Raw genomic sequence first — 23,806 nt, 5'->3', positions numbered from 1 at the left:
AAAAAAATAAGCGCTTAAGCAAAACAAACAAAGTGTTTGGGTTGGCCGGCGACCGCGCTATTGGCCGCCAGCAGGTACTCGCTAAGAGGCGATGTACTAATCATCCGCCTCGGTAATCAGATCAATCAAAGCCGGCTCTATTTCGCTGCCGTTATAGCGATCAAACAGGGCAAAGCCACCGTCACCGGCGTAGCCGTTATCCCAGTAAACCGGAACCATATCGTGCGCTACGGCCGAGCCTGTGATGTACTTGTTCCAGTAATTACGGTACACCTCGTGTCCTTGCACATTGGGGCGCGATATCACACCGTACTCACCTAAAATAACGCCAACACCCTGATCGACAAAATTGCTCTTCATGCGTTGAAACTGAGCGTCCACATACGACTCGTTAGCCCAGGTTTCGGTAACACTTGGGTCAGTTGCGATAGAGCCCCACTGCGTAATATTGCTGCTTTGATTGAGCGTGAAGTTATAGGGATCGTAGTAATGCACTTCCATCATTAACCGATCGGCAACGGTATCGGTTGGGATATCGGCGAAGTTAACCCCGTGATCGATATTGGTATTAAAGGCCTGCACCACCAGATAGCGATCGGCGTTATCGCCGCCGGTAGCGCGCACAGTGTCGACAAAGGTTTGATTAAAACTATTTTGCACGGTGTAATACTCCTCGGTTGGAGTACCGTAGTCGCCCTCAACCATCACCTCGTTAGTACCGGCAAACAGTAAACGCTCGTCGTATTCCTTAAAGTGATTGGCGATCTGCGTCCACATAATGTCCAAACGGTTATTGACGTACTCTTGCTCGGCGTAGGTGGGCTGCATCCAACCTTCATCCCAGTGGATATTCATAATCACGTACATGTCGGCGTTTAACGCGTAATTAACCACCTCCTCCACGCGACTCATCCAAGCGCTATCAATCACGAAGTTTTCCGCATCGGAGAATTTACTCCAGGCGACGGGTAAACGCAGGGTATCGAAGCCCGCCGCCTTGACGGAATCAATCAGTGCCTGAGTTGCCACTGGATTACCCCAGGCAGTTTCGCCGCCTATGGCCTCCAGGGTATTACCCAGATTCCAACCAATACCCATTTCGCCGGTTAGCTCGACGGCTGTCAGCCCATCGGGTACGGAGCTGGACGATGAACTACTCGAGGATACGCTTGAGCTTGACGACACACTTGAGCTCGACGAGCTGCTGGAACGACTAGAGCTGGAGGACGAGCTAGAGCTATTAACAGCACCACAGATATCGCCACTAACGGTTGGGGTTTCTGCGCCGCCACTGCTGTTAACTTGCAAACCAAACGAAACGGTTTGCCCCGGCTGTATGGTGGCGTTCCAACTTAAATTACTCGCGCTGTAAGGGTTGGATCCGATGACATTGGCGTTCCAGCTGTTACCCAACTGGTCGGCACTGTAGCGCCAGTTAACATTCCATCCGTTAATGGCACTGCTACCGGTGTTGGTGATTTCGATTAACGCGGTCGCACCGCTGCCCCAATCGTTGCTGATGGTGTAATCACAAGTGGCGGTTTGGGCGGTAGCTAAAGTTGGCGACATTAGACCGAGAGAAAGTGCACAGGCCCATCCGATATTTTTCACTCTTGAAAACGTCATGCGCATCCTCATTTTTAGCTGTTATTTTTGCCGCACGCTGATTTCACAGAAGAACATTGACAATGACGAGCACGAACACCGGTAGGGCATTTACCAATATGCGTGTTGCCGCATCTGTCACGACTGCGATATACGTGAAATCCAACAATCCACGATTAATGGAATTTGGAAAGAGCAACGAGTATAGCCATGTAAAGAATTGATAAAACGGATTAATGTGCCCACCTTCGAGACAAGAGTCACAAAAAAACTTGGCTCGTAGCGCATTAATCAGCAAAACGTTTTTTGTCAGAAAATTTAGGCCGTTTTAAAAAAGTTATTTTATTTTAAAGAAAAAGCAACAACCTGAAGATGAGGCAATAAGCGGGCTTCAATGTATACATTAACGTTAATGTTAACATTTTTTGATTTTATTCTAGAAATCGTTAAAAGTTTATAAACGATTTTTGCGATTAGTCCTCCCGGCGTTTTTTTGCAGGTAAAACCCATCCATTTTAATGGCTTAAAAAACGCTAACCTCGAGTAACTTTAGTCACCATTTTTAAGGGCCTACTCTCCCCAGAAACGCTTTGCCAGCACAGTACTCGATGTAATTGCGTGTAATTGCACACATCAAGGCAACATTACACACTTCTATAGAGTAAATACCGCTAACACCTCTAGATTCAGCAAGGACGACACCATGAGTGAATTTGACCCAGACAAACCCAGCGCCAATTCCGTAACCTGTTGGGATTGCCAAACCGACCCCACGGCGCGTTTAAAGCAGATGTTTGTCGACATGGGCCAAAAGCATCGCATAGCCCGCGGCGCCACTCCGGCCCGTCGGGCTGTGTTTCGCAAACAGCATGGCATTGCCTATGGCGAGTTGGTGATCAACGAGGATATCGATCCGCGCTTTAAAGTGGGTATTTTTGCAGGTACTCGGTACGAGTGCGCCGCACGCTTCTCTAGCGACACCGGGCCCAACGACCCGGATTTACATTCCACCATGGGCGTGGGTTTAAAGCTGTTTGGTGTGGCTGGCGACAAACTAATTGGTGAAGGCCCAACAGCCGATTTTATTTTTCAAAACATCGACCGTTTTTTTTCCACCGACGCAAGGCAAATGTGCGCTTTTACCACCGCCGGTGTCGTAGACCATAATTACCCGCAATATATAAAAGAGCACCCGGAGCTTGCCGAGGTACTGCAGGCGATGGAGAAACCCGAAGCCAGCTGCCTTACCGCCAGTTACTGGGCGATACTGCCGTTTAAGCTGGGCGACGCCGAGATTGTTAAATACCGCCTGGTTCCCGACGACACCACCCCCGGTGCACCATTTGACGACAACAACTATCTGGGGCTGGATTTGCAGTCACGCCTACGCAATGGCCCGGCCAGTTTTCGCTTTGAAGTTCAGCGGCGCACCAGTGACGATATGCCACTCGATGACGCCCGCGCTGTGTGGAGCACCACCGAAAGCCCCTACGTTTGTATCGCCACGCTGCACTTTCCTCAGCAAGACATCAACGCGATCGGCCAAGACGCATTTGGTGAAAACCTCGCGTTTAATATCTGGCGCACCCTACCCGAACACGAGCCACTGGGCAGCATCGCCGCCGCGCGTAAAGTGGTTTACCAAGCCAGCGCCGAGGCGCGCCATCAAGCTAACGGGCAACAGCTTAGTGAACCCCACTCTATTAATCCAAATTTTAACGACACCGAGGGCGACGACAGCGGCTGTATTGTCTATGCCGCTATTTACCCGCCCATCGGGGTGATGCGCGTCGGCAATGCCGAGAGCGAATACTTTATCGGCCCCGAAGTAAAAGACCCTGCGCCCAAATCCGACCCGCACGCCTACCGCGACAGCACCGGCGCCATCAAACGTCAGGCGGCGCGTTTTAGAGTTTACGGTTTTAACGCCGCCGGCAAAGCGGTTAAAGAGCTAACGGCGGACAACGCCAGCATTGAGTGGTGCGCCCACTTAGCCAACCAAAAATCCTCCTGGTATGAATTTCAGTTAGCGCTGGACATCCCCGAAGCCGCCGACGCCCCGCCATCATTACTGCGCAATAACAATGTTGCCGATCGCCAGCAGCTGCTTATTGACGGTGGCGAGCGGCGCATTAGCGGCTGCGACTTAAGCGACTCAAAACGTTACGGCTTTCGTGGTGAGTTTTTAGGCAAAGAGGTGTACTTAGGCGAGATGCGCACCGACGACAAAGGCCGGCTGATTATGCTCGGCGGTCACGGCAAAGCTGAAAACATCAACGGCGATATCGCCGTTACGTTTGCCAACAATGAAGGCTGGCACGACGATATTGCCGATGGCCCGGTAACGGCAAAAGTAAGCTACAACGGCAATGAATTAAGAGTACTCCCCGCCTGGGCCATCAGCGCCCCACCGGACTTTGCACCACTGCAAAAATCCGTGCGCACCATGTGGGATTTAATGCGCGATGTAGCCATTAACTGCGGCCAACTTAACCGGCCGGCGCGACCATCGTTTATGCAGGATATTCTACCGATCTTTCAGCGCATGACCGACCTGCAGTGGGTTAACGCGGGCTTTGCCGCCGGCTTTGGCTGGGAGGGGCCCTTTAATTACACCTCGCTCGAGTGGCTGGCGCGCCTAAGCGATCCGTCGTCCGCCCATTACGAACTGCGCCGCACGCTGTCCAATAACTTTAGGCGCTACTCGGTAGCCGGCAGTCAGGCGCCGCAACTGTGGCCCTGGGTATATGGCGATGCCATGAGCGTTCCCGCCTCGGGCTCGCCGCGCCAGCACGCCACCTTATCGGATTTACAGCTGGCGTTTTTAGAGCAGTGGGTCGAAGGGGATTTTGACGCAGACTACCAGCCAGACGCCGCCCCCGTGCACTGCCTTAATCAATTGCCCATAGCCCAGCAACCGGACATGCTTACTCAGGCGGCCATGGAGTTTTGCTTAGCCGACGCCTTCCACCCAGGTTGCGAGATGACCTGGCCCATGCGCACCCCCGAGATGTACTCCGAGGCCTTTAGGCTGAAACACGCCGATGACACCATGCCCACCAACGGCCACTACTACGGCCCGCTGATGAACGCCGATGTTATTAGCCTACCCAAAGGCCCGCTGCAGGGCGGTCAGGTGGCCGGCGGCCTCACCCGCTGGATGGCGATACCCTGGCACTGCGATACCGCCAGCTGCCGCGATGGTTACGAGCCGCAATACGACCCTTATGTGCCGACGTTTTGGCCCGCCCGCGTGCCCAACAATATTCTTAACGAATCAATGCACGCGAAGGCGGTAGACCCAAACCTACCGGAGCAAGAGCGCCAACAATCGTTTGCGTTTCGCCAAGCCTGGCTGGACGACTTACCCATCGCCGAGCCCGTGACTTACACCAAACAAATTAACGCCATGATTGATCACTTTGATTCGCTCGCGGTAGTACAGGCACGCGCGGGCGCAACCGATACCCCCACCCTGCCCGATCATATGCAAGTGGGGCTTGTGTCGCCCAAAGAGCAAAAAGGGCAGCGCCAACCTGGGTTGCTTAGCGGTGTGGCAACGGCTGACAACGCCAGTGCTAAAGTATCGCTGCACGGTGAGCGCGCGCACCGCCAGGTGGATTTAACCACCATTGAAAAAGCGCACCGGTTAAAACCCTAAACCATGGCGATCCACACCAGCGATATTGCGATCATCGGCAGCGGCATCGCCGGCGCGACCGCGGCGCTCGCACTTGCGCCAAGTGCCCGGGTTATTATGGTCGACAAACTCGCTCAACCACCTGCGCGGCCCGGTGAATGTTTACCGGCACCGGCAGGGCGTATTTTGCGTACGCTCGGTTTGTGGGAGGCGTTTTTGCGACAAAGCCATAGAGTGAGCCTGGGCGTGCAATCTTATTGGGGCACGGCGCACGCTCACATTCAGGACAGCTTGCGCAACCCCGACGGCCACGGCTGGCATTTAAACCGCCCGGAATTTGAAACGTTGCTGCGGCAAACAGCCGAGGCACGCGGCGTAAACATGCTTAACCCCGCCACCGTAACAGCGGCCAGGCGCAATGTGGCAAGTTGGCAATTAACCTTAAACAGTGGCGATGTCATTAATACCGGTTGGGTTATCGATGCCACCGGGCGCAACGCTTGTTTTGCCCGGCAGCAAGGTGCTAGGCGCACCAGCGATGACTCACTGATCGCCGCGTGGGGCATTATTAGCCAAGATATAGCGCGGGGCATGCAGCGCTCCATGGCGACGATTGCCGCGGCCGAAAACGGCTGGTGGTACTCTGCACCGCTGCCTAACAATCAGCGGCTACTCGCCTATCACACCGATCAAGCCCTGCTTAACACCGCCCAGTGGCGCCACTCCCAGCCCTTTAAAAACGCCGCGCTGCAGCAGAGCGCACTCGCCGGCTTGGGCATTGATGCCTCGCTGGCAACGCTCGACTACCGGGGCATTACCGCCGCCCACTCCACTAAGCTGAATCAGGTGTGCGGCAATTGCTGGGCGGCCATTGGCGACGCCGCTATCAGTTTTGACCCGCTGTCATCACAGGGAATGTACAACGCCATGGCCAGTGCCATGCAGTTTGCCGAGCTTTTTAAAGCGGGAGCCGTAACGCGAGAATACCCCAAACAAGTGCAGGCTATTTGGCAGCATTATATAAAACACAAAACATTTTTTTACGGGCAAGAGCGGCGCTTTGTCACGCAGCGATTTTGGCAGGCTCGGCAACTAATGTCAGCTTTTTCAACCGCTTAAACCAATCTTAAAGCCCTCATTTAATGGTGGAAGAATAATCAATATCTGTATTTGGAAGCAACGACACATCAATTTCTCGACGTTTAACTTTGTATGTCTTTGCACTTTTTGCCTCTGACACGTCGAGATCAAATAGCGCGATATTCTCATGCAGCCCGTCATCAACAGTTTGCTCTAGGCCCTTAATGTCAAATTGCGAATGATAAATAACCCCGTCATACCCCTTCATTTTAAAGTACTCAGATATTATTTGAGTTGGAATATAATTCAAACGACTATCGCGTGAAGTCACCGGCTTAGAAAAACATCCATTCAACTCGATCCATGTAAAGGATTCGTTTTCTTCATCCGTTTTCGGGCTATACTGATTAAACCACCAATAATAGTCAGGCCTATCCTGTAATAAGTTGACCAACCTTAAGTCCGATAATATTTCAAAGGCTGCAACCGTAACGCTTTCGTTATCTGCGGGCCTAGATTCGGCGACACAAACTTCTGGCCGATTCGCTAAATATAAAACATTGAGATTGAAAGGGTTAATTCTCCCTTCTGCTTGCAAATTGGGAACTGGCTTCATTTCGGCTTTATCGTAAGGTGTGTCCACGCCAGCCGGATTTACTCGCGCACGATAATATACACTTCCTTTCGGTATGATTTTTACTCTACTTTTACTGGACTCGTAAAGCGCATCTAGGAATTTGAAATTTCGGTCCGATAAAAAGTGCCTCTCATTAGATTTGGTGCTTTCTAAAAAATGCCAAAAATCTTCGAGCTTTACTTTATCCATTTACAACCCCTGCTCTTTGGCTCTATCCCACAAGGCATCCATTTCCGCCAGAGTCATATCGTCCACGGGTTTAGGGGCGTTGTCTTCGATAAAGCGAAAACGCCGTTCAAATTTATGATTGGCGCGGCGTAGTGAGCCCTCCGGGTCTTGCTTTAGGGTGCGGCTGATATTGGTAACAGCAAACAATAAATCACCGACTTCGGCCTCTACCGCATCCATATCGCCGCTGGCTAGCGCCTCTTCTACCTCGGCTAACTCTTCGCGGACTTTGGCAATGGGGCCGCTGACATCTTTCCAGTCAAAACCGGTACGCGCGGCGCGTTTTTGCAGCTTTGCCGCGCGTGTCAGCGCCGGCAAGTTGAGCGGAACATCATCGAGGGTACCGCGTGCACCTTTGGCCTCGCGCTCTTCTTGTTTGATGTCTTCCCAGCGCTGTTTAATCGCGGCTTCGTCCACCGGCTGATCGCCAAAGCGCTGCAGTAGATCGTTATTGGGAAACACATGCGGGTGACGCCGTACCAGCTTCGCCACCAGCGTATCGACGACGGAATAAAAATCAAAGCGCTGTTCTTCGGCGCCAAACTGACTGTAAAAAATCACCTGGAATAATAAATCGCCCAGCTCTTCTTGCAGATGATCAAGATCGCCCCGCTCGATCGCGTCGGCCACCTCGTATGCCTCTTCAATCGTCGAGGGCACAATCGTCGCGTAGGTTTGCTTTTGATCCCAAGGGCAGCCGTCAACCGGATCGCGCAGACGTTGCATGAGGTAGATGAGGTCGTCGAGGGTGAAGGGTGGGGATGGCATTGTATTTCCTCGGGGTACGGGGTACGGGGTACGGGGTACGGGGTACGGCTAATTGTAAACTCCCTCAGGTGCTAAAAAACACCCTTCGTTCTCCATTAACCGTTATCCGTTCCCCGCCCTTCACAACTTCCGCCGCGCCGAGGCAATGTTGGGCAACTGATTCAAACGCGTGAGTACCCGACTCAGTTCATCAAAACCGCGAATCTCTACGGTGATTTGCATATCAACCGTATTTTTACGCTTGTCCGACAAGGTTTGCATGGCGCTAATATTAATCCGTTCGTGATCGAGCAGCGCGGTAATATCCAGCAACAAACCGTGGCGGTCGTAGGCTTCGACGATTAAATCCACCGAATAACTGCTTTGCGGCGTGGCGCCCCAGTCGACTTTAATAATGCGCTGTGGCTCGTCCGCTTGCAGCTGCAATACATTGCTGCAATCGGCGCGGTGGATAGATACGCCGCGCCCCAAGGTTATGTAGCCGGTAATGGCATCGCCCGGCACGGGGGTACAGCAGCTGGCGATTTGGGTTAATAGATTACCCACACCCTCGATAAACACATCGGAGTCTTTTTTGCGCTTTGACGATTTTGCCTTAAAAGGAATCGTCGGCTCTTTCGGGTGTTTGCTGTCAATTAATCGCTGCGCGGCACTGATCACTTGCCCCACACCGATATCGCTGGCCCCTACCGCGGCATACAAGTCATCCAGAGACTGCATGTTAAGTTTTTGCGCCAGTGTCTCAAACTCTAAATCGAGCAATGCCAGGCGTTTGAACTCGCGATCGAGCAACGCCTGCCCCTCGGCTATATTGTCATCGCGCGCTTGCACTTTAAACCAGTGTTGCACCTTGGCGCGGGCGCGGGCGGTATTAACATAACCAAGCGCGGGAGATAACCAATCGCGACTCGGCGCCTCGCGCTTACCGGTTAAAATCTCCACCTGATCGGCCGTGTTTAAATGGTAGTTTAACGGCACAATGCGCTCGTTTACCTTAGCGCCACGACAACGATGTCCCACATCGGTATGGATGCGGTAGGCAAAATCCAGCGGCGTAGCGGTTTTGGGTAAATCCACCACGTGACCTTCGGGGGTAAACACGTAGATACGGTCTTGATCGAAGGCCTTTAGGTCATCTTGCAATTGCTGGCTGGTGCCACCCAGTTCGTCATGCCATTCGAGCACTTGGCGCAACCAGGCAATTTTTTGCTCGTAACCATCCTGGCCGGCTTCAGTATCGGTACCTTTGTAGCGCCAATGGGCGCAGACACCTAGCTCAGCCTCTTCATGCATGGCAAAGGTGCGCACCTGAATCTCGAGCACTTTATTCTCGGGGCCGATTACCGCGGTGTGCAGCGAGCGATAACCGTTTTCTTTGGGCGAGGCGATATAGTCGTCAAACTCGTGGGGGATGTTGCGCCACAGGCTGTGGACAATACCCAACACGGTGTAACAGTCACGCACGCTGGGCACCAAAATGCGTACCGCGCGAATATCGTATACCTGAGAAAAGCCAATACCTTTGCGCTGCATTTTGCGCCAGATACTGTAAATATGTTTTGCCCGCCCGGCCACTTCGCCATCGATAGCGGCACTTTGCAGCTCGTCGCGCAGCAACGACAGCACGTCGTCGATAAACTCCTGCCGGGCAATGCGCCTTTCATCCAATAGCGCAGCAATACGCTTGTAGTCGGCGGGCTCCAGGTAGCGGAAGGATAAATCCTCCAGCTCCCATTTGATGTGGCCAATCCCTAAGCGGTGCGCCAGCGGGGCGTACACGTCAGAGACCTCGCGAGCCACCTGCCGACGCCGGGTTGGCGAGGCGGTTTTAACCGCCCGAATCGCACAGGTGCGCTCGGCCAGTTTCACCAAGGCCACACGCACGTCGTCGACCATGGCCACCAACATTTTACGAATATTGTCGGCCTGCTCATCGGACTGTTTGCCAAATACTCGCTCTTCGCGCTCGTTGCGCTGGTAGCTAATGGCAGCCATGCGCAGTACACCCTTAATCAGCTTGGCGACCGCCTCGCCAAAGCTCGCCTCTACATCGGCCAGCGCCAGCTTTTCTTCACGCACCGCGCGGTACAACACAGCGGCTACTAAGGTGTCGTGATCGAGCTGTAAATCAGCGAGAATTTCGGCCATCTCCATGCCAATACGCAAACAGCTGGTGCCCTCGCCCCAGCTGTGCGGCGCGGCACAGGTGACGGCTTCGTCGGCCTGCAGGCAAAGCTCGCAAGCGCGCTTAATTTCACTCAAGGTGGGAGAGGTTTGCTGCTCGATCCCGGCAAAGCGTTGCAGCCAGGCATCGATATCAACGCTGCCGTCAGGGGCAATGGGGTGGTCTTGGCGGACTTTTACCATAGTAACTTCACTGTGCACTGCTGCTGGCTGTTATGGTTTGGGCAGACCACACTCCGTGTGATGCGGTGTGAGCGTCCTGAAACAGCCGTTGGACTCGTGAGGCGCCATAAAGTTGCACGCAGTTAAGCGTGCCAGCGCTCGGGCGGCGCCTATGGTAGTCGAAAACGCCGCCCGATCAAAATACAAAACACCGCTCGATTGCCGCGCTGTTTAACTCTTTATCACCTCGATGCCCGCCAGCCCGCTCGCAGCGCCCTTCTCCAGCGCAACCCGCGAGAAACTCAAATCCAACTCGCCTTCGGTAACCAATGTAAAAGGCTCCAAAATACGGTGGAAAAACTCCTCGGGGGGCAGCACCAAGCCAAAATCCGAGCCCACATCGGGAAACAGCCGCAAAGGCACGCGCACCTGAGCCCAACCGTTACCAGCCAGCGATTGCACAGTATCGGTAATATCCAGGTCGGAATTGCTGTCGGGGCCGCAACCCAAGCGCAAAGTAACGCTCTGGCTGGGCGCCGCGTCGACTTTAACGTCAAAAATCAAGGCGCCATCGCTGTCGAGGTAATCCACCATTACCTGCCGGTCACGAGTGGTAAGGGCCACCAAGCCAACACCGGTGCCGTTCCACTGGGCGCGACGGGTATCCTCTTGCACTTCGCGATCCACTGCACTGACACAAATACTGGACACCTCGACGCGGTTGCCCTGCATCAGCTGTTTATCGTTTTGACGCCCTTGCACCATAATGCTGTAAGGCTCCATAGGGCGACGATTAAACACTAGCAGCTCATCGAGGGTTTCGCCGCCGGCATCGTACTCTTCGGGCAAATTATCGCCCAAGGTATCGGCATCGCCGTAGCTCAGACCGTAACCGTAGGCAAACAGCGGGTCGTAATTGTCGTCGCCACGGTTTAGCGGAACTTGATCTGGCTCGCGCGGCCAAGAGAAAGTCAACTTGCCTTTCATGGGATAATTCACCGCCCCATCGGCGCGGGTGAAGAGCACATCGGCCACACCGACACCCTCGGTGCCCGGCTGCCAAATCGCCACAAACGCATCCGAGGCGTTAATCTCGCGGTTCACCCACATGGGCCGCCCGGTCATAAACAACGACACCACCGGGATACCCTCGGCCTGTAATTTCTGAAGTAGCGCCCAATCGCGCCCGGCCCCTTCTTTAAACAGCAGGTTTTGAATATCGCCCTGCATCTCTGCGTAGGCCGCCTCGCCCCACACCACGATAGCCACATCGGGCTTAACGCTGTAATCACCCGTCTCACTCAGCTCGATCTCGCCACCAGCCGCATTAACGCTGGCCGCTAAACCGTCATACACAGAAGTGGCGCCGGGGAAATCGCGGCGATCGGTACCTGTGCCCTGCCAGGTAACGGACCAACCGCCGGCCTGCTTAGATAAATTGTCGGCGCCATCACCCGCCACCAGCACCCGCTGCTTGGGCGACAAAGGCAGCAGATTGTTTTTGTTTTTCAACATAACCAGCGATTCGCGTACCGCACGGCGCGCTACGTCGCGGTGCGCGCCGGCACCAATAAGTTCATCGCGACCGGCCAGTGGGCGAGTCGACGGCTTGCCCCGCTCGAACAAACCGGCGCGCAATTTAACCCGTAAAATACGACGCACGGCATCATCAGCGCGCGCAGGGTCGATCACCCCCGATTTAATTTGCTCCACCGTGTTATTAAACAGCACCTTCCAATCCGGGTCCGGCACCATAAAGATATCCAGGCCGGCGTTAATAGCCTGCGGGCAATTTAACACCTCGGCGCCTTCGATAAACCCGTGGCCGTTCCAGTCCCCCACCACAAGGCCATCAAAACCCAGCGTATCTTTTAACACGGTGGTTAGCAGATGCTTGTGGCCGTGTAGCTTTTCGCCGTGCCAGCTATTAAACGAGGCCATCACGCTTTGCACGCCCGCCTCGATCGCACTGAAGTAGCCTGCGCCGTGTATATCGCACAGTGTTTGTTCGTCGTCCTGGCAATCACCGCGGTCAATACCATTTACGGTACCGCCGTCGCCAATAAAGTGCTTGGCGGTGGCAATCACATGCTGCTCGTTTAAAAATTCACCGGAGCTCGCCGTGCCCTGCAAGCCCTCAACCATTTGACCGGCGTAGGCGCGCACGATTTCCGGGTCTTCTGAGTAGGCTTCATAGGTGCGTCCCCAACGGTCATCGCGGGCCACGGCCACGGTAGGCGAGAAGTCCCAGTCGATACCAATGGCGGCAATCTCGCGCGCCGTTACCTCGCCAATCTCGCGTATTAACTCGGGGTTGTGGGCCGCACCTAAGGCGATGTTGTGGGGGAATAACGTTGCTCCCACCACATTCCCGACACCGTGTACGGCATCGGTGCCCCACATAATAGGCACGTACACTTTGCCATCGCTGCAGTCGGCCGCAGCGTCAAAAAAGCTATCGGCCAATGCCACCCACTCTGAAGCTTTTGCGTAGCGGTCATTATTGGGTACCGAGCCGCCCCCGTTGAGCACAGAACCCAGGTGGTAGTCTTTAATATCCTGCGGAGTGACTTGCTTGATTTCGGGCTGAATCATTTGCCCGACTTTCTCCTCGACGCTCATTTGCGCGAGGATCTCATCAATTTTTGCTTCAAGTGCAGCATCAGCGGCAAACGCCGACGTCAAACGGGGCCAAGGCACGGGTAACCTCCAACGGTGTCAGGTGTATCTCTTCATGTTTGGGGCGGCGCTTAGCGCTCTTTTAATCTTGTATTACCGTCTTGTGCGGGCAAACACGTGCGGCTAAAAGCCCCGTTAGCTTAACGGAACGCGGGCAAAACTACACCACTATTGACAGCGCTGTCAATGAAACCTACACTCCTCCACCAGCTTTATCGATAACATGGGCATTTTTTATGCAAGACTTAACGTCAGGGCGCTCGGCACCCGAGTTTGGCACTTGCCCCGCCCGCGTCACTTTGAGTATTAAACGCCGCCGCCCAACCATCGAGCTAGGCAGCGTAAGCGCAAGCAACTAACATTAACGAGCAGTTACAAACGGCCGCCGTAAGACAGAACAGCGAGGAGCACAACCGCATGAGTAAAATTCTAGTCGCCGATATTGGTGGAACCAATGGCCGCTTTGGCCTGGTAGATGCCTGTGAGCACGACACCGGCTACAATGCTGTGCAGCAGCTTAGCCTACCCAGTGCCGAGCACGACTCTCTGGCGGATATGATCCGTGCTTACTGCGATCAAACAGGCATCAACATGCCTAAGTTTGCCTGCCTCGCCATTGCCGGCCCCATTCAGGATGGCCATGTAAAAGTCACCAACCTGAACTGGGAGTTCTCGATTGGCCGCCTGCGCGACGAGCTAAACATGCAAGCGCTGGATGTGCTCAACGATTTCTCGGCACTGGCTTACGCCGCACCGCACTTGCAAGCACAAGACAAAACCACCCTGTATAACGTTAAAGGCAACCCTCACGCCCCCATCGGCGTCATGGGCCCCGGTACCGGTTTTGGTGCCGCCATGCTCGCGCCAGTACGCAGCGGCTGGAAAATCTTACCCACCGAGGGGGGCCACTGCAGCTTTGCCCCCACCACCGGTAAAGAAATTGCCATTTTGCAGCACATGCGCCGCGAGTTTGATCACGTGTCGGTGGAGCATTTGTTGTCGGGTATTGGATTGGTGCGCATTTACAAAGCGCTGGCCGCCATTGACGGTAAAGAGTCTGAAGATTTAAAACCCGCCGAGGTCAGTAAGCGCGCCCTCGCCCACGAAGACCCGCAATGTGAAGAAGCGCTAGAGACTTTTTGCAATATTCTGGGCAGCGTAGCCGGCGACAAAGCCCTTAGCTGGGGTGCCCTGGGGGGGATTTATTTGGGCGGCGGTATTGTGCCTAAAATTGCCAACTACTTACCGCAAACCGACTTTGTGAAGCGTTACGTACACAAGGGCATTATGCGCGGCTACGTAGAAGATATTCCGGTGCATATGGTCACCAACGATAAAGCCGCCTTAATTGGCGCCGCCGCCTGGCTGGTAGACAACACTCAGGCTCTGCAGTATTAAGTTGTCAGCGGCAGCCCTGTGGAGTAACACAGAGGCTGCCGCCAACTACCTGCCTCCACAAGGCGTAACACCCCTGGCAATTACTGCTCGACCAACACCTCGCATTTAACAAAGCCATCATCCTCGGCCAGTGCTGCCTGCAACTGTGGCAGCAGCTCCTGCATCGTGGCAAACAAAGTCCAGGGCGGATTAATTACAAACAACCCCGACGACGTCATACCCGCTCCTTTAGCCTTAGCCTCAGCATCGGCCTCCAGCCCCAACTCATAGCGCTGAATATTGCGGATACCACTGCGCACCAGTTTTTTCTCCATCGCGTCAATCTGTTGCCGCTCAACCACCGGATACCAAATAACGTAGACGCCTGAAGTAAACTTTTTGTGGGCTTTTATAACCGTCTCAACCACCTGAGCGTAATCGGCCTTCACCTCATAGGAGGGGTCAATCAACACGACTCCGCGGCGAGCCTTGGGCGGCACGCGCGCAAGCAAACCGCGCAAACCATCACTGCACTCAACGCGAATATTGTTATAGGCCCTGGTATTGTCCTCCAGCTTTTTCACATCGCTGGGGTGCAACTCATACAACCAGGCACGATCTTGCGACCGCAAAAACTGCTGCGCGATCATGGGCGAGCCGGGGTAGTAGTACAGCTTGTCCGTACGATTCACCTCGCGCACTTGTGTCAAATAAGGCTCTAGCAGCGGCCAAGGTTTGGCCATCAACTTGCCCACACCGGTGCGATACTCCCCGAGCTTAACCGCGTGCTCCGAGCGCAAGTTGTACAAGCCCGCCCCCGAGTGCGTGTCGATGTACTCAAACGGAGCCGGCTTCTTAACCATGTACGCTAGAATTTCGATGAGCACAATGTGCTTAACCACATCGGCGTAATTACCAGCATGGTAGGAGTGGCGATAACTTAACAAAGGTAGCTCTCATGTGGCGGATCGAAGCGTCAGGCACAAGCCCAACGAGCAATTGCGCTATTATCAGCCGCTCCCTGCAAAATTGCACCGCTTTTTTGCACCCTAAACCGCGCCAGCAGCGCGGGCTCAAAACAACATCATTGCTTTTGAGCGGGTATAAAAAAAGCCCACCTCTTTCGAGGTAGGCTTTTGTATATGGCGCCTCGGGATGATGCGAATAGGCGCCACATCTATTTGATATATATAAATATATCCCTGTTCGATAAATATAAGTACCCCCAAATATACCCCCATACGTGAAATCTATTCACTAATAAAATTGCCCGGGCGCCTTAAGAACACGATCTTTCATGCCCGATCTCGCAGTGGCGCAGGTTGTCACATCGGGTATGATAAGCGAGTATGACGACATTCTGGAAATCATAAATAGATCGAGGGGACAATATAAAGAATGGACGTATTCCAGTACAGAGACTCGGTCATCTCCGATTACAAAGCTTTCACCACGAGCTTCACCAAGATCAAGTCACAGGATATTAAAGCTTTCGTCCAAGCCAGGTATGACGATGGCCACTATTGGCCTGCACCTCTTATTCAGCTCAACCCCTCCTTTGTACCTGGTGGCACCGTAGAACAATTGTGCAACGAGGGGACACTTCACCCCCACTGCGCGGACATTTTCCGTTTTGGGCGGGATGATACTGGAGGCGTCGGCATTTCCGCTCGTTTGCATAAACACCAGCAGGACGCCATTTATGTAGCTCAACGAGAAGAAAGCTACGTACTCACCACTGGTACAGGCTCCGGTAAGTCACTTTCTTATATTTTGCCAATTGTGGATGCCGTACTCAAAGATCGGACCAAAAACCCCAAACCAGGCATCAAAGCGATCATTATTTATCCAATGAATGCATTGGTGAACTCGCAACTGGAAGAGTTGGACAAATTTTTTAAACACTCGGGCATGAATGCACCTGTTACCTATGGGCGCTACACTGGGCAAGAGTCGGATGATGAACGTCAAGCAATGGCCGCAGCACCACCCGATATTATCCTGACAAACTTTATGATGCTCGAACTGCTCATGACTCGTCAGGGTGATCTTGATCGCACAATCATGCAGGCAGCAAAGGGCTTAAAATTTCTGGTGCTCGATGAATTGCACACCTATCGGGGCCGACAAGGTGCCGATGTCGCCATGCTCGTGCGTCGTGTCCGCGAATCCCTGAATGATAATGTCTTGTGTATCGGTACATCTGCCACCATGGCAAGCGAAGGCACTCTGGCCGCACGTAAGGCAACCGTTGCCAAAGTCGCCACCAAGCTTTTTGGGGATGAGGTCAAGCCGGATAATATTATTACCGAAACGCTTCAGCACCTGACACCTTATGAAACCCAACCTGGCAAGAAGCAGCTGGCCGAAGCCCTTAATAAACCGGTACCAACGGATGCTGATTTCAAAGCTCTGCGCGAACACCCCATATCGGGTTGGATTGAGCTCACCCTAGGTCTCAGACGCGAAGAGGGAAAGTGGGTTAGGGCCCAACCGCAAAATCTTGATTGGGCTTCAGAGCAGCTAGCCCAAGACTCAAGCTGCTCTGTAGAACAATGTAAAGCCTACCTACGAGAATTCCTGTTACTCGCCTATCGCGTTGTTGACGAACAAGGCAAACCCCTTTTTGCCTTTCGTCTACATCAATTTTTATCAGGCGCTAGTAATGTATTCTCGACACTTGCCCCAGAAGGCAAGCGGACGATTGACCTCAGTGGCCAACAATTCTTGCCCGGCGACCGCCACCAAAAATTTTACAGCCTGCATTTCTGTCGCCAGTGTGGGCAGGAGTATCTGCCCGTATGGCACGATCAGGAGTATGACGACTTCTTTCTTGCACCGCGCGATATTAACGAAAAAGACACCGACAGCGATGAGCAGCGCTGGGGCTTCTTTATGTTCGATTCCGCACGCTCATGGGACGACGAAGACCCCGATAGATTCCCCGAAAATTGGTTTGAAGAAAAAAATGGTGACTTGCGTCTGAAGAGCAACTACAAAAAGTTCAAACCCCGGCAATACTATGTTGAAACCAGCGGTCGTGTAAGTCATGAAGGCGAACCCGGCTGGTACATTCCCGGCAGCTTCCGCTTTTGCTTAAGCTGTGGTGTTGTCCACCAAGCCCAAGGGAAAGACTCCAACCGCCTCACCTCGCTCAGTGGCGAGGGACGATCATCCGCCACCACCGTACTGGCCATTTCCGCTTTACGCTATATGCTGGAGCGCGACACCCAATTGGCAGATGACGCCAAAAAACTGCTCGGCTTTACCGATAACCGACAAGATGCCTCTCTGCAAGCCGGGCATTACAACGATTTTGTACAGATACTGTTACTGCGCGCGAGTCTTTTGGCGGCCACTCAACAAGCCCCAGACGGCTATTTAACCGACAGCAATTTACCGCAAGCGGTCTTTGAAGCACTGGGGTTTAACAAAGACGGATCGGATTATCTTGAAAACGCGTTTGCCAAGGGTCCCGGTAGGCGCAGAGCAGAAGAAACCGCTCGCAACGTGCTAGCCTACCGGTTGTATTTCGATCTACGCCGGGGCTGGCGCTACAATAATCCCAACTTGGAACAGCTTGGGCTGTTGAGTATCAACTACGAAGGCCTGGATGAACTCTGTCAAGATGAAAGTATCTGGCAAGACCTACCTTGTCGTGAGCTGGGATCTGTTAAACCAGAAAATAGGAAAAAAGCACTCAAAGCCATACTCGATACCATGCGTCGAGGCCTGTGCATTAAAAGTCGGTTTCTTGATTCGATACAGCAAGAGCAAATGCGCTCGCAAAGCTTCCAGTACCTTAAGGAGCCGTGGGGATTCAGCGAAGAAGAGCAACTTCAAGCAAGCTGTTATTTACTGCTGACGGGAAAACCCAAGCAGCACAAAAACAACCCCAACTTCGTCAGTGGCTCCAGTCGCTCAGCTTTGGCACAACAGCTAAAAAGTAGTAGCGTTTGGGGCAATGACTTGGCAACACTACCCAGAATTAATGACAAGACCTACCCTGATCTGATTCAAAGCCTGATCGAAGCGCTATACGCCTATAACATGGTAGAAGCTGAGGAATACGAAAAAGACCAAAGTGGTTACCAGCTTTTAGGTGAGTTCTTACAATGGCAACCGACCACCAAGGAAGACCAACTTGAAACAGCCGATCCCTATCGCTCAGATAACGAATACTTCCGCAATTTGTACACAACCATTGCAGAATTGTTACGTGGCGGCAATCGCACACTATTTGATTTAGAAGCGCGTGAGCACACAGCACAAGTGGACGCCAGCCAGCGAGAGGAGCGTGAAAAACTGTTCCGCAAGGCAGAGTTAAAAACCTTGTTTTGTTCTCCAACCATGGAACTGGGTGTCGATATTGCTTCACTCAATAGCGTGTACATGCGAAATGTGCCACCGACTCCTGCAAACTATGCCCAGCGTTCCGGTCGAGCCGGCCGTTCCGGTCAACCAGCTCTGGTACTCACCTATTGTGCAGCGCTTAGCCCACATGATCAGTATTTTTTCACCGACCCAGTACGCATGGTGCACGGTCATGTAAGCCCACCAACACTTGATCTTGCCAATGAAGAATTAGTGACCAGTCACCTGAACGCAGTATGGCTGAACGAAACCCAAAAAGCGCTACCCAAAACCGTCAATGACATGCTCGATATGTCCAACCCGGATACAATGTCATTACTGGATGAATTCGCCATACAAATGGACAATGACAAAGTGCGCCAGCAAGCGGCGCAACGGGGCCTTAATTTACTGCGCATGCTAAAAACAGAGCTGGTGGACGCCCAGGGCGTTTGGTTAAACTCCGAAGTCAGTATCGATGAAGCATGCTCAACCTGGTTGGAGATCCGAATCAAAGGGGCCTTCCGCCAGTTCAATGACGCACTGGAACGTTGGAGAGAACTCTACGCCTCGACTCAGGAGCAACTGCAAAAAGCACACGCGATTATCTCTAACCCCGCGTTCGCGGAGCGAGATAAAAAAGCCGCGGACCGACGCTACAACGAAGCACGCACTCAAATTGGCTTACTCCTCAATACCGGCGCCGGACAAAACTCGGATTTCTCAACCTATCGTTACTTGGCCAGTCAAGGCTTCTTACCAGGTTACAATTTTCCGCGTCTGCCACTACTGGCCTATATACAGGGGAGACGGGGCAGTATCGGTCGCGATAGTTTCTTAGCACGCCCGCGTTTTCTGGCAATTTCCGAATTTGGTCCACTCAGCTTGATTTATCATGAAGGCTCCCAGTATCGCGTCAAACAGGTCATGCTGGGCATTCGCCAAGAGCAAGATATGGAGCAACCCGGGCTCGCCAAAGAAGAGGCGCGACTCTGCCCAGAGTGCGGCTATGGCCACTTCAAGCAGCAGTTGGAAAATGAACTCTGTATAGCCTGCGGAACCCCCATAGACGGTGGCAAACGCATCAGTAATCTCTATCGTATCGAAAATGTGAGCACCCAGCGTGTCTTGCGTATCACATGTGACGAAGAGGAGCGCCAGCGCCAGGGCTACGACATGCAAACCACCTTGCAGTTTGCATCCTGTGAGGGCCGACTTCGCGTCATCAGTGGCGATGTTAACGATAAGGACGAAAATATCCTGTTACACATCCAATACGCACCTGCCGCAACGGTGTGGCGCATCAACTTGGGCTGGCGTCGCCGCAAGGAAGAATCCATATACGGATTCAATATCGATACCACCTCAGGCATGTGGAGCAAAGACGAACAGGCCTCGCAAGACCAAAACGATGAAGCCTCCAAAAGTGACCGCTATGTGGAGCGCATTACTCCTTATGTTGAAGATCGCCGCAATGTCTTGATTATTCGGCCCAGCGGTTACATGGATGACTCCTTGATAACCAGCTTGCAATACGCACTCAAACGTGGCATCGAAGAAGAATTTCAAATTGAAGAATCCGAACTAATGGCAGAACCGCTGCCCAACCGTAACGAGCGCAAAGCCATCCTCTTTTATGAATCCGCCGAAGGCGGCGCGGGGGTACTTACCCGCCTGTTAAGTGACAGCAAAGCTCTGGCGCGCGTAGCAGAGCGGGCCCTGGCCATTTGTCATTACCAGCTGGAAAAGCAAGGCAACTATCAGAATGCCAACCAAGACTGCGAAGCAGGCTGCTACCGGTGCCTGCTCAGCTACTACAACCAAATGGATCATACGCTCATTGATCGCGGTTCCCCGGAGTTGCTCGAACTTCTTCAAGCACTCACCGGGGCACATAAAGTGCCCTCAACCGAGAGTCGCAACCACGGCGAACATTACGAGCACCTGCATACGCTCAGTGGTTCAAGCCTAGAACAAGCCTTTCTGCAACACTTGAAACAATACGGCCACCACCTGCCCGATGACGCACAGATAACCATCGAAAAATTCCAGACACGGCCGGATTTTATCTACCGTAATCACAATGCTGTGATTTACATCGACGGCCCGCATCACGAGTTCCCTCAGCGGCAAAAAGTAGATGCTGCGCTCAGCGCCCAACTGGAAGACAGCGGCTTAACCGTTATCCGCTTCAGCAAAGAACAAAGCAGTTGGCCCGCGCGCATAGCGCAATATCCCGATATTTTTGGAGCATCACAATTATGAACGCTGTTACCTTTAGCCCTGGCTCCATCGTGCGTGCTCGCGGCCGTGAATGGGTGGTTTTACCCCAAAGCAAAACCGAAATCTTACACCTACGACCCCTCGGCGGGGGCGAGGAACAGCCTACCGTTATTTTACCTGTGTTGGAGCAGCTTCCCGTTGAGCCAGCCACCTTCCCCTACCCCAACCCGGAGCATTCGGGTCTACAATCAGCAGGCTTGCTACTACGCGATGCCCTAATGCTCAAACTCCGTGCTGGCGCCGGGCCATTTCGCAGCTTTGGCAATATCGCCATTGAACCGCGCGCATATCAACTCGTACCATTAATGATGGCTCTAAAGCAGCCAACCTTGCGCCTGCTCATTGCCGATGACGTCGGCATTGGTAAAACGATTGAAGCCGGACTCATTGCGCGCGAACTGCTGGACCGGGGCGAAATCAGTCGACTAACAGTGCTCTGCCCCCCGCATTTGTGCGAGCAATGGCAACAGGAACTTAATAACCGTTTCCATATTCAATCTGTCGTTGTTCGCTCAAGTACAGCTTCTCGGCTAGAGCGAGGTTTACCCGCTGGCACTTCAATTTTTACCGAATACCCCTTTACCGTAGTTTCGCTGGATTACATTAAAAGCAAAAACCGACGCGACGCCTTTGCCGAGCAATGCCCGGAGTTCGTCATTGTCGACGAAGCGCATACCTGCTCACGCACTGGGCAGGGCCGTCAACAGCGTTACGAGCTATTGCGCGACTTAGCCGACAACGAACAACGTCACCTGTTATTACTCACAGCCACTCCGCACAGCGGTGACGAAGAAGCTTTTTACAACCTTTTGGGGCTACTGCACCGCGACTTTTTACAACTTAAAGGCAACGAGGAGGCAGACCATCCCTTGCGCCGAAAGTTAGCCACGCATTTCATTCAGCGCCGGCGCGAGGACATCAAAGAGTGGCAGGAAGGAAAACTCTTCCCAGAACGCTATACCGCGGAAGCCACCTACAAACTCACAGGCGAATGGAACCAGATTTTTCAGGAGGTCGTCGCTTACGCTAGAGAACTCGTGGAACGAGAAGAACAAGGTACCTTCAAGGCACGTATGAACTGGTGGGCAGCACTTGCGCTCTTGCGCTGCATCTCTTCCTCACCGCAAGCCGCCATTAGAGCCCTCAACACACGAATCGATTCCGCCTTTGGCGATCAGGAAGATGCCGAGTCGGCCGAAGCACTGGAAGCCCAAGGCATTAGTACAGTACTCGATGGTGGCGAAGAGCTCAGTAATTCCGATGACATAGAACCCGGCGGCGCCCAAATAGAAGATCTGGAACGCTTACAAAAACTGATAGTTCGCGCTCGCAATCTCAAGTCAAGTAACGACCCCAAACTACAAGCATTAAAAAAACACCTAACCCCCATGCTAAAAGAAGGGCACAACCCGGTGATTTTTTGCCGCTACATCGCTACCGCCGAATACCTGGCTGATGAGCTGAAAAAAACCTATAAAGAGCGTGAAGTCATATATGTTACCGGTGACTTCAACTCTAGCGAACGTCAGAAGCGTATCGATGATTTAAAAGAGTCTGATAAGCCGCCGTTATTGGTGGCCACTGATTGCTTATCAGAGGGCATTAACCTGCAAGATCAATTTACCGCCGTCGTACATTACGACCTCACTTGGAATCCCACCCGCCACGAACAGCGGGAAGGGCGGGTAGACCGCTTTGGTCAACAGGCCACCGAAGTCAAAACTTTGATGCTCTACGGGGAGGATAACCCTATAGATGGTGCAGTATTGCAAGTGATTATCCGTAAAGCAGACAACATTAAAAAAGCCCTGGGAGTATCGGTACCCGCGCCGGAGAACGAAGGCCGCTATATGCAGGCCATTATGAACACTGTACTCCTACGCAGCGACCAACTGCAGCAGAGTATGGACTTATTTGCCGACGATCCCATGCTGCAGAAATTCAACACAGACTGGGAATCTGCACGCGACAGAACTCGAAAAAACCGTACTATCTTTGCCCAAAATCGCCTCAAACCCGAAGCGGTCATGCCCGAATGGGAAAAGGCCTTTGCGGTACTCGGTACGCGTGATGATGTGCAACGCTTTGTCACCCAGGCATTGGATCGACTGGACGCCACACTACATAAACAGCCCAATGGCACCTGGAGGGCACCATTACAACATCTACCCCTTACGCTGAAAGAAAGGCTGGATGTAGCAGGTCTTATGCATATAAAAACCCTGGATTTTAACTACCCCACTAAAGACCGGGCCGAATTTATCCACCGTACTCATCCACTTGTCAGCCACTTGGCAGACTACCTCACTGAGATGGCTATGAGTGGCGATGACCCAAAGTTAGTGGCGCGCGCTGGAGCAATATATTCACGAGGCATAGACACCCACACCACCATTTACCTGTTACGCCTGCGCAGCCGGCTGAGCATCAAGCGCACCCAGCACGATCAACAGCAAACCCAAGAACTGCTGGCCGAAGAAGCCCTGGCATTGGCCGTCAACCGTCGAGGTGAACCCCAACTACTCGACAAAGCAGAAATACTACGCCTGATGCAACTACCGGTGAGCAAAAACATGACGCCGGAGGCGCGCACGCGCGAGCTCAACCGTGCCATCGAGGCCCTGCCACAGCTCACGCAAACCTTCGAGACTCTGGCCCAGGAGCGCGCCGACGCCGTACTGGCCGACCACCGCCGCACCCGCGAAGCCGCCGAAGCACGCGGCAGTTACAGCGTGCAGCCGCAATTGCCCGTGGATGTCATGGGCATTTACGTCTTGGTCCCCGACGCCGGCTTGCTATAACTCTTTGCA

At 53.2% G+C, this 23,806-nt stretch carries 12 protein-coding genes; 6 read left to right on the top strand and 6 right to left on the bottom strand.

The window, feature by feature from the left end; all coding sequences use genetic code 11:
* Positions 1-96: 96 nt before the first annotated feature.
* Positions 97-1,626 (bottom strand): cellulase family glycosylhydrolase, encoded by a 1,530-nt coding sequence (locus SD69_RS07130; RefSeq protein WP_041522657.1) that lies wholly within the window; start codon positions 1,624-1,626, stop codon positions 97-99.
* 682 nt (positions 1,627-2,308) lie between these two features.
* On the opposite strand from SD69_RS07130, the gene SD69_RS07125 reads away from it, so the two are divergent.
* Positions 2,309-5,266, top strand: a complete 2,958-nt coding sequence (locus SD69_RS07125) for a LodA/GoxA family CTQ-dependent oxidase (protein WP_041522656.1) — start codon at positions 2,309-2,311, stop codon at positions 5,264-5,266.
* A gap of 3 nt (positions 5,267-5,269) precedes the next feature.
* Positions 5,270-6,364: an NAD(P)/FAD-dependent oxidoreductase gene (locus SD69_RS07120; RefSeq protein ID WP_041522655.1), complete on the top strand. Its 1,095-nt coding sequence runs from the start codon at positions 5,270-5,272 to the stop codon at positions 6,362-6,364.
* 16 nt (positions 6,365-6,380) lie between these two features.
* On the opposite strand, the gene SD69_RS07115 is transcribed toward SD69_RS07120, so the two are convergent.
* From SD69_RS07115 to SD69_RS07100, 4 genes are all read right to left on the bottom strand, one after another.
* Entirely contained in the window at positions 6,381-7,151 is a 771-nt protein-coding gene (locus SD69_RS07115) for an RES family NAD+ phosphorylase (RefSeq protein ID WP_041522654.1), read from the bottom strand.
* The gene (gene mazG / locus SD69_RS07110) at positions 7,152-7,958 is read right to left on the bottom strand and encodes a nucleoside triphosphate pyrophosphohydrolase (RefSeq protein WP_041522653.1); all 807 of its coding nucleotides are present in this window, start codon (positions 7,956-7,958) and stop codon (positions 7,152-7,154) included. It lies immediately after the preceding gene.
* Positions 7,959-8,078: 120 nt separating this feature from the next.
* On the bottom strand, positions 8,079-10,325 hold the full coding sequence (gene relA / locus SD69_RS07105) for a GTP diphosphokinase (RefSeq protein ID WP_041524545.1): 2,247 nt from the start codon (positions 10,323-10,325) through the stop codon (positions 8,079-8,081).
* 210 nt (positions 10,326-10,535) lie between these two features.
* The gene (locus tag SD69_RS07100) at positions 10,536-13,004 is read right to left on the bottom strand and encodes a glycoside hydrolase family 3 protein (protein WP_041522652.1); all 2,469 of its coding nucleotides are present in this window, start codon (positions 13,002-13,004) and stop codon (positions 10,536-10,538) included.
* A 215-nt stretch (positions 13,005-13,219) separates the two neighbouring features.
* Between SD69_RS07100 and SD69_RS19140 the strand changes: the two genes are divergently transcribed.
* Both SD69_RS19140 and glk read left to right on the top strand, forming a co-directional pair.
* Positions 13,220-13,342, top strand: coding sequence for a hypothetical protein (locus SD69_RS19140; RefSeq protein WP_269745017.1), 123 nt, complete (start codon positions 13,220-13,222; stop codon positions 13,340-13,342).
* 1 nt (position 13,343) lies between these two features.
* Complete coding sequence (glk, locus tag SD69_RS07090; RefSeq protein WP_269745032.1) at positions 13,344-14,381, top strand: glucokinase; 1,038 nt, start codon at positions 13,344-13,346, stop codon at positions 14,379-14,381.
* A gap of 80 nt (positions 14,382-14,461) precedes the next feature.
* Here the strand turns inward: glk and SD69_RS07085 are convergent, their stop codons facing one another.
* Positions 14,462-15,307: a 23S rRNA (adenine(2030)-N(6))-methyltransferase RlmJ gene (locus tag SD69_RS07085; RefSeq protein WP_041522649.1), complete on the bottom strand. Its 846-nt coding sequence runs from the start codon at positions 15,305-15,307 to the stop codon at positions 14,462-14,464.
* Between the two features lie 451 nt (positions 15,308-15,758).
* Between SD69_RS07085 and SD69_RS07080 the strand changes: the two genes are divergently transcribed.
* On the top strand, positions 15,759-20,978 hold the full coding sequence (locus SD69_RS07080) for a DEAD/DEAH box helicase (protein ID WP_041522648.1): 5,220 nt from the start codon (positions 15,759-15,761) through the stop codon (positions 20,976-20,978).
* Positions 20,975-23,797 carry a helicase-related protein gene (locus SD69_RS07075; RefSeq protein ID WP_041522647.1) on the top strand — a complete coding sequence of 941 codons (2,823 nt, stop codon included), beginning with the start codon at positions 20,975-20,977 and terminating at the stop codon, positions 23,795-23,797. The genes SD69_RS07080 and SD69_RS07075 overlap by 4 nt, the downstream gene beginning before the upstream one ends.
* The last annotated feature ends 9 nt before the right edge of the window (positions 23,798-23,806 follow it).

The sequence above is a fragment of the Gilvimarinus agarilyticus genome (assembly GCF_000832015.1).
GTDB lineage: Bacteria > Pseudomonadota > Gammaproteobacteria > Pseudomonadales > Cellvibrionaceae > Gilvimarinus > Gilvimarinus agarilyticus.
Note: the sequence above shows the minus strand (reverse complement) of the source record. Positions and strands in the feature narration are given on the sequence as shown.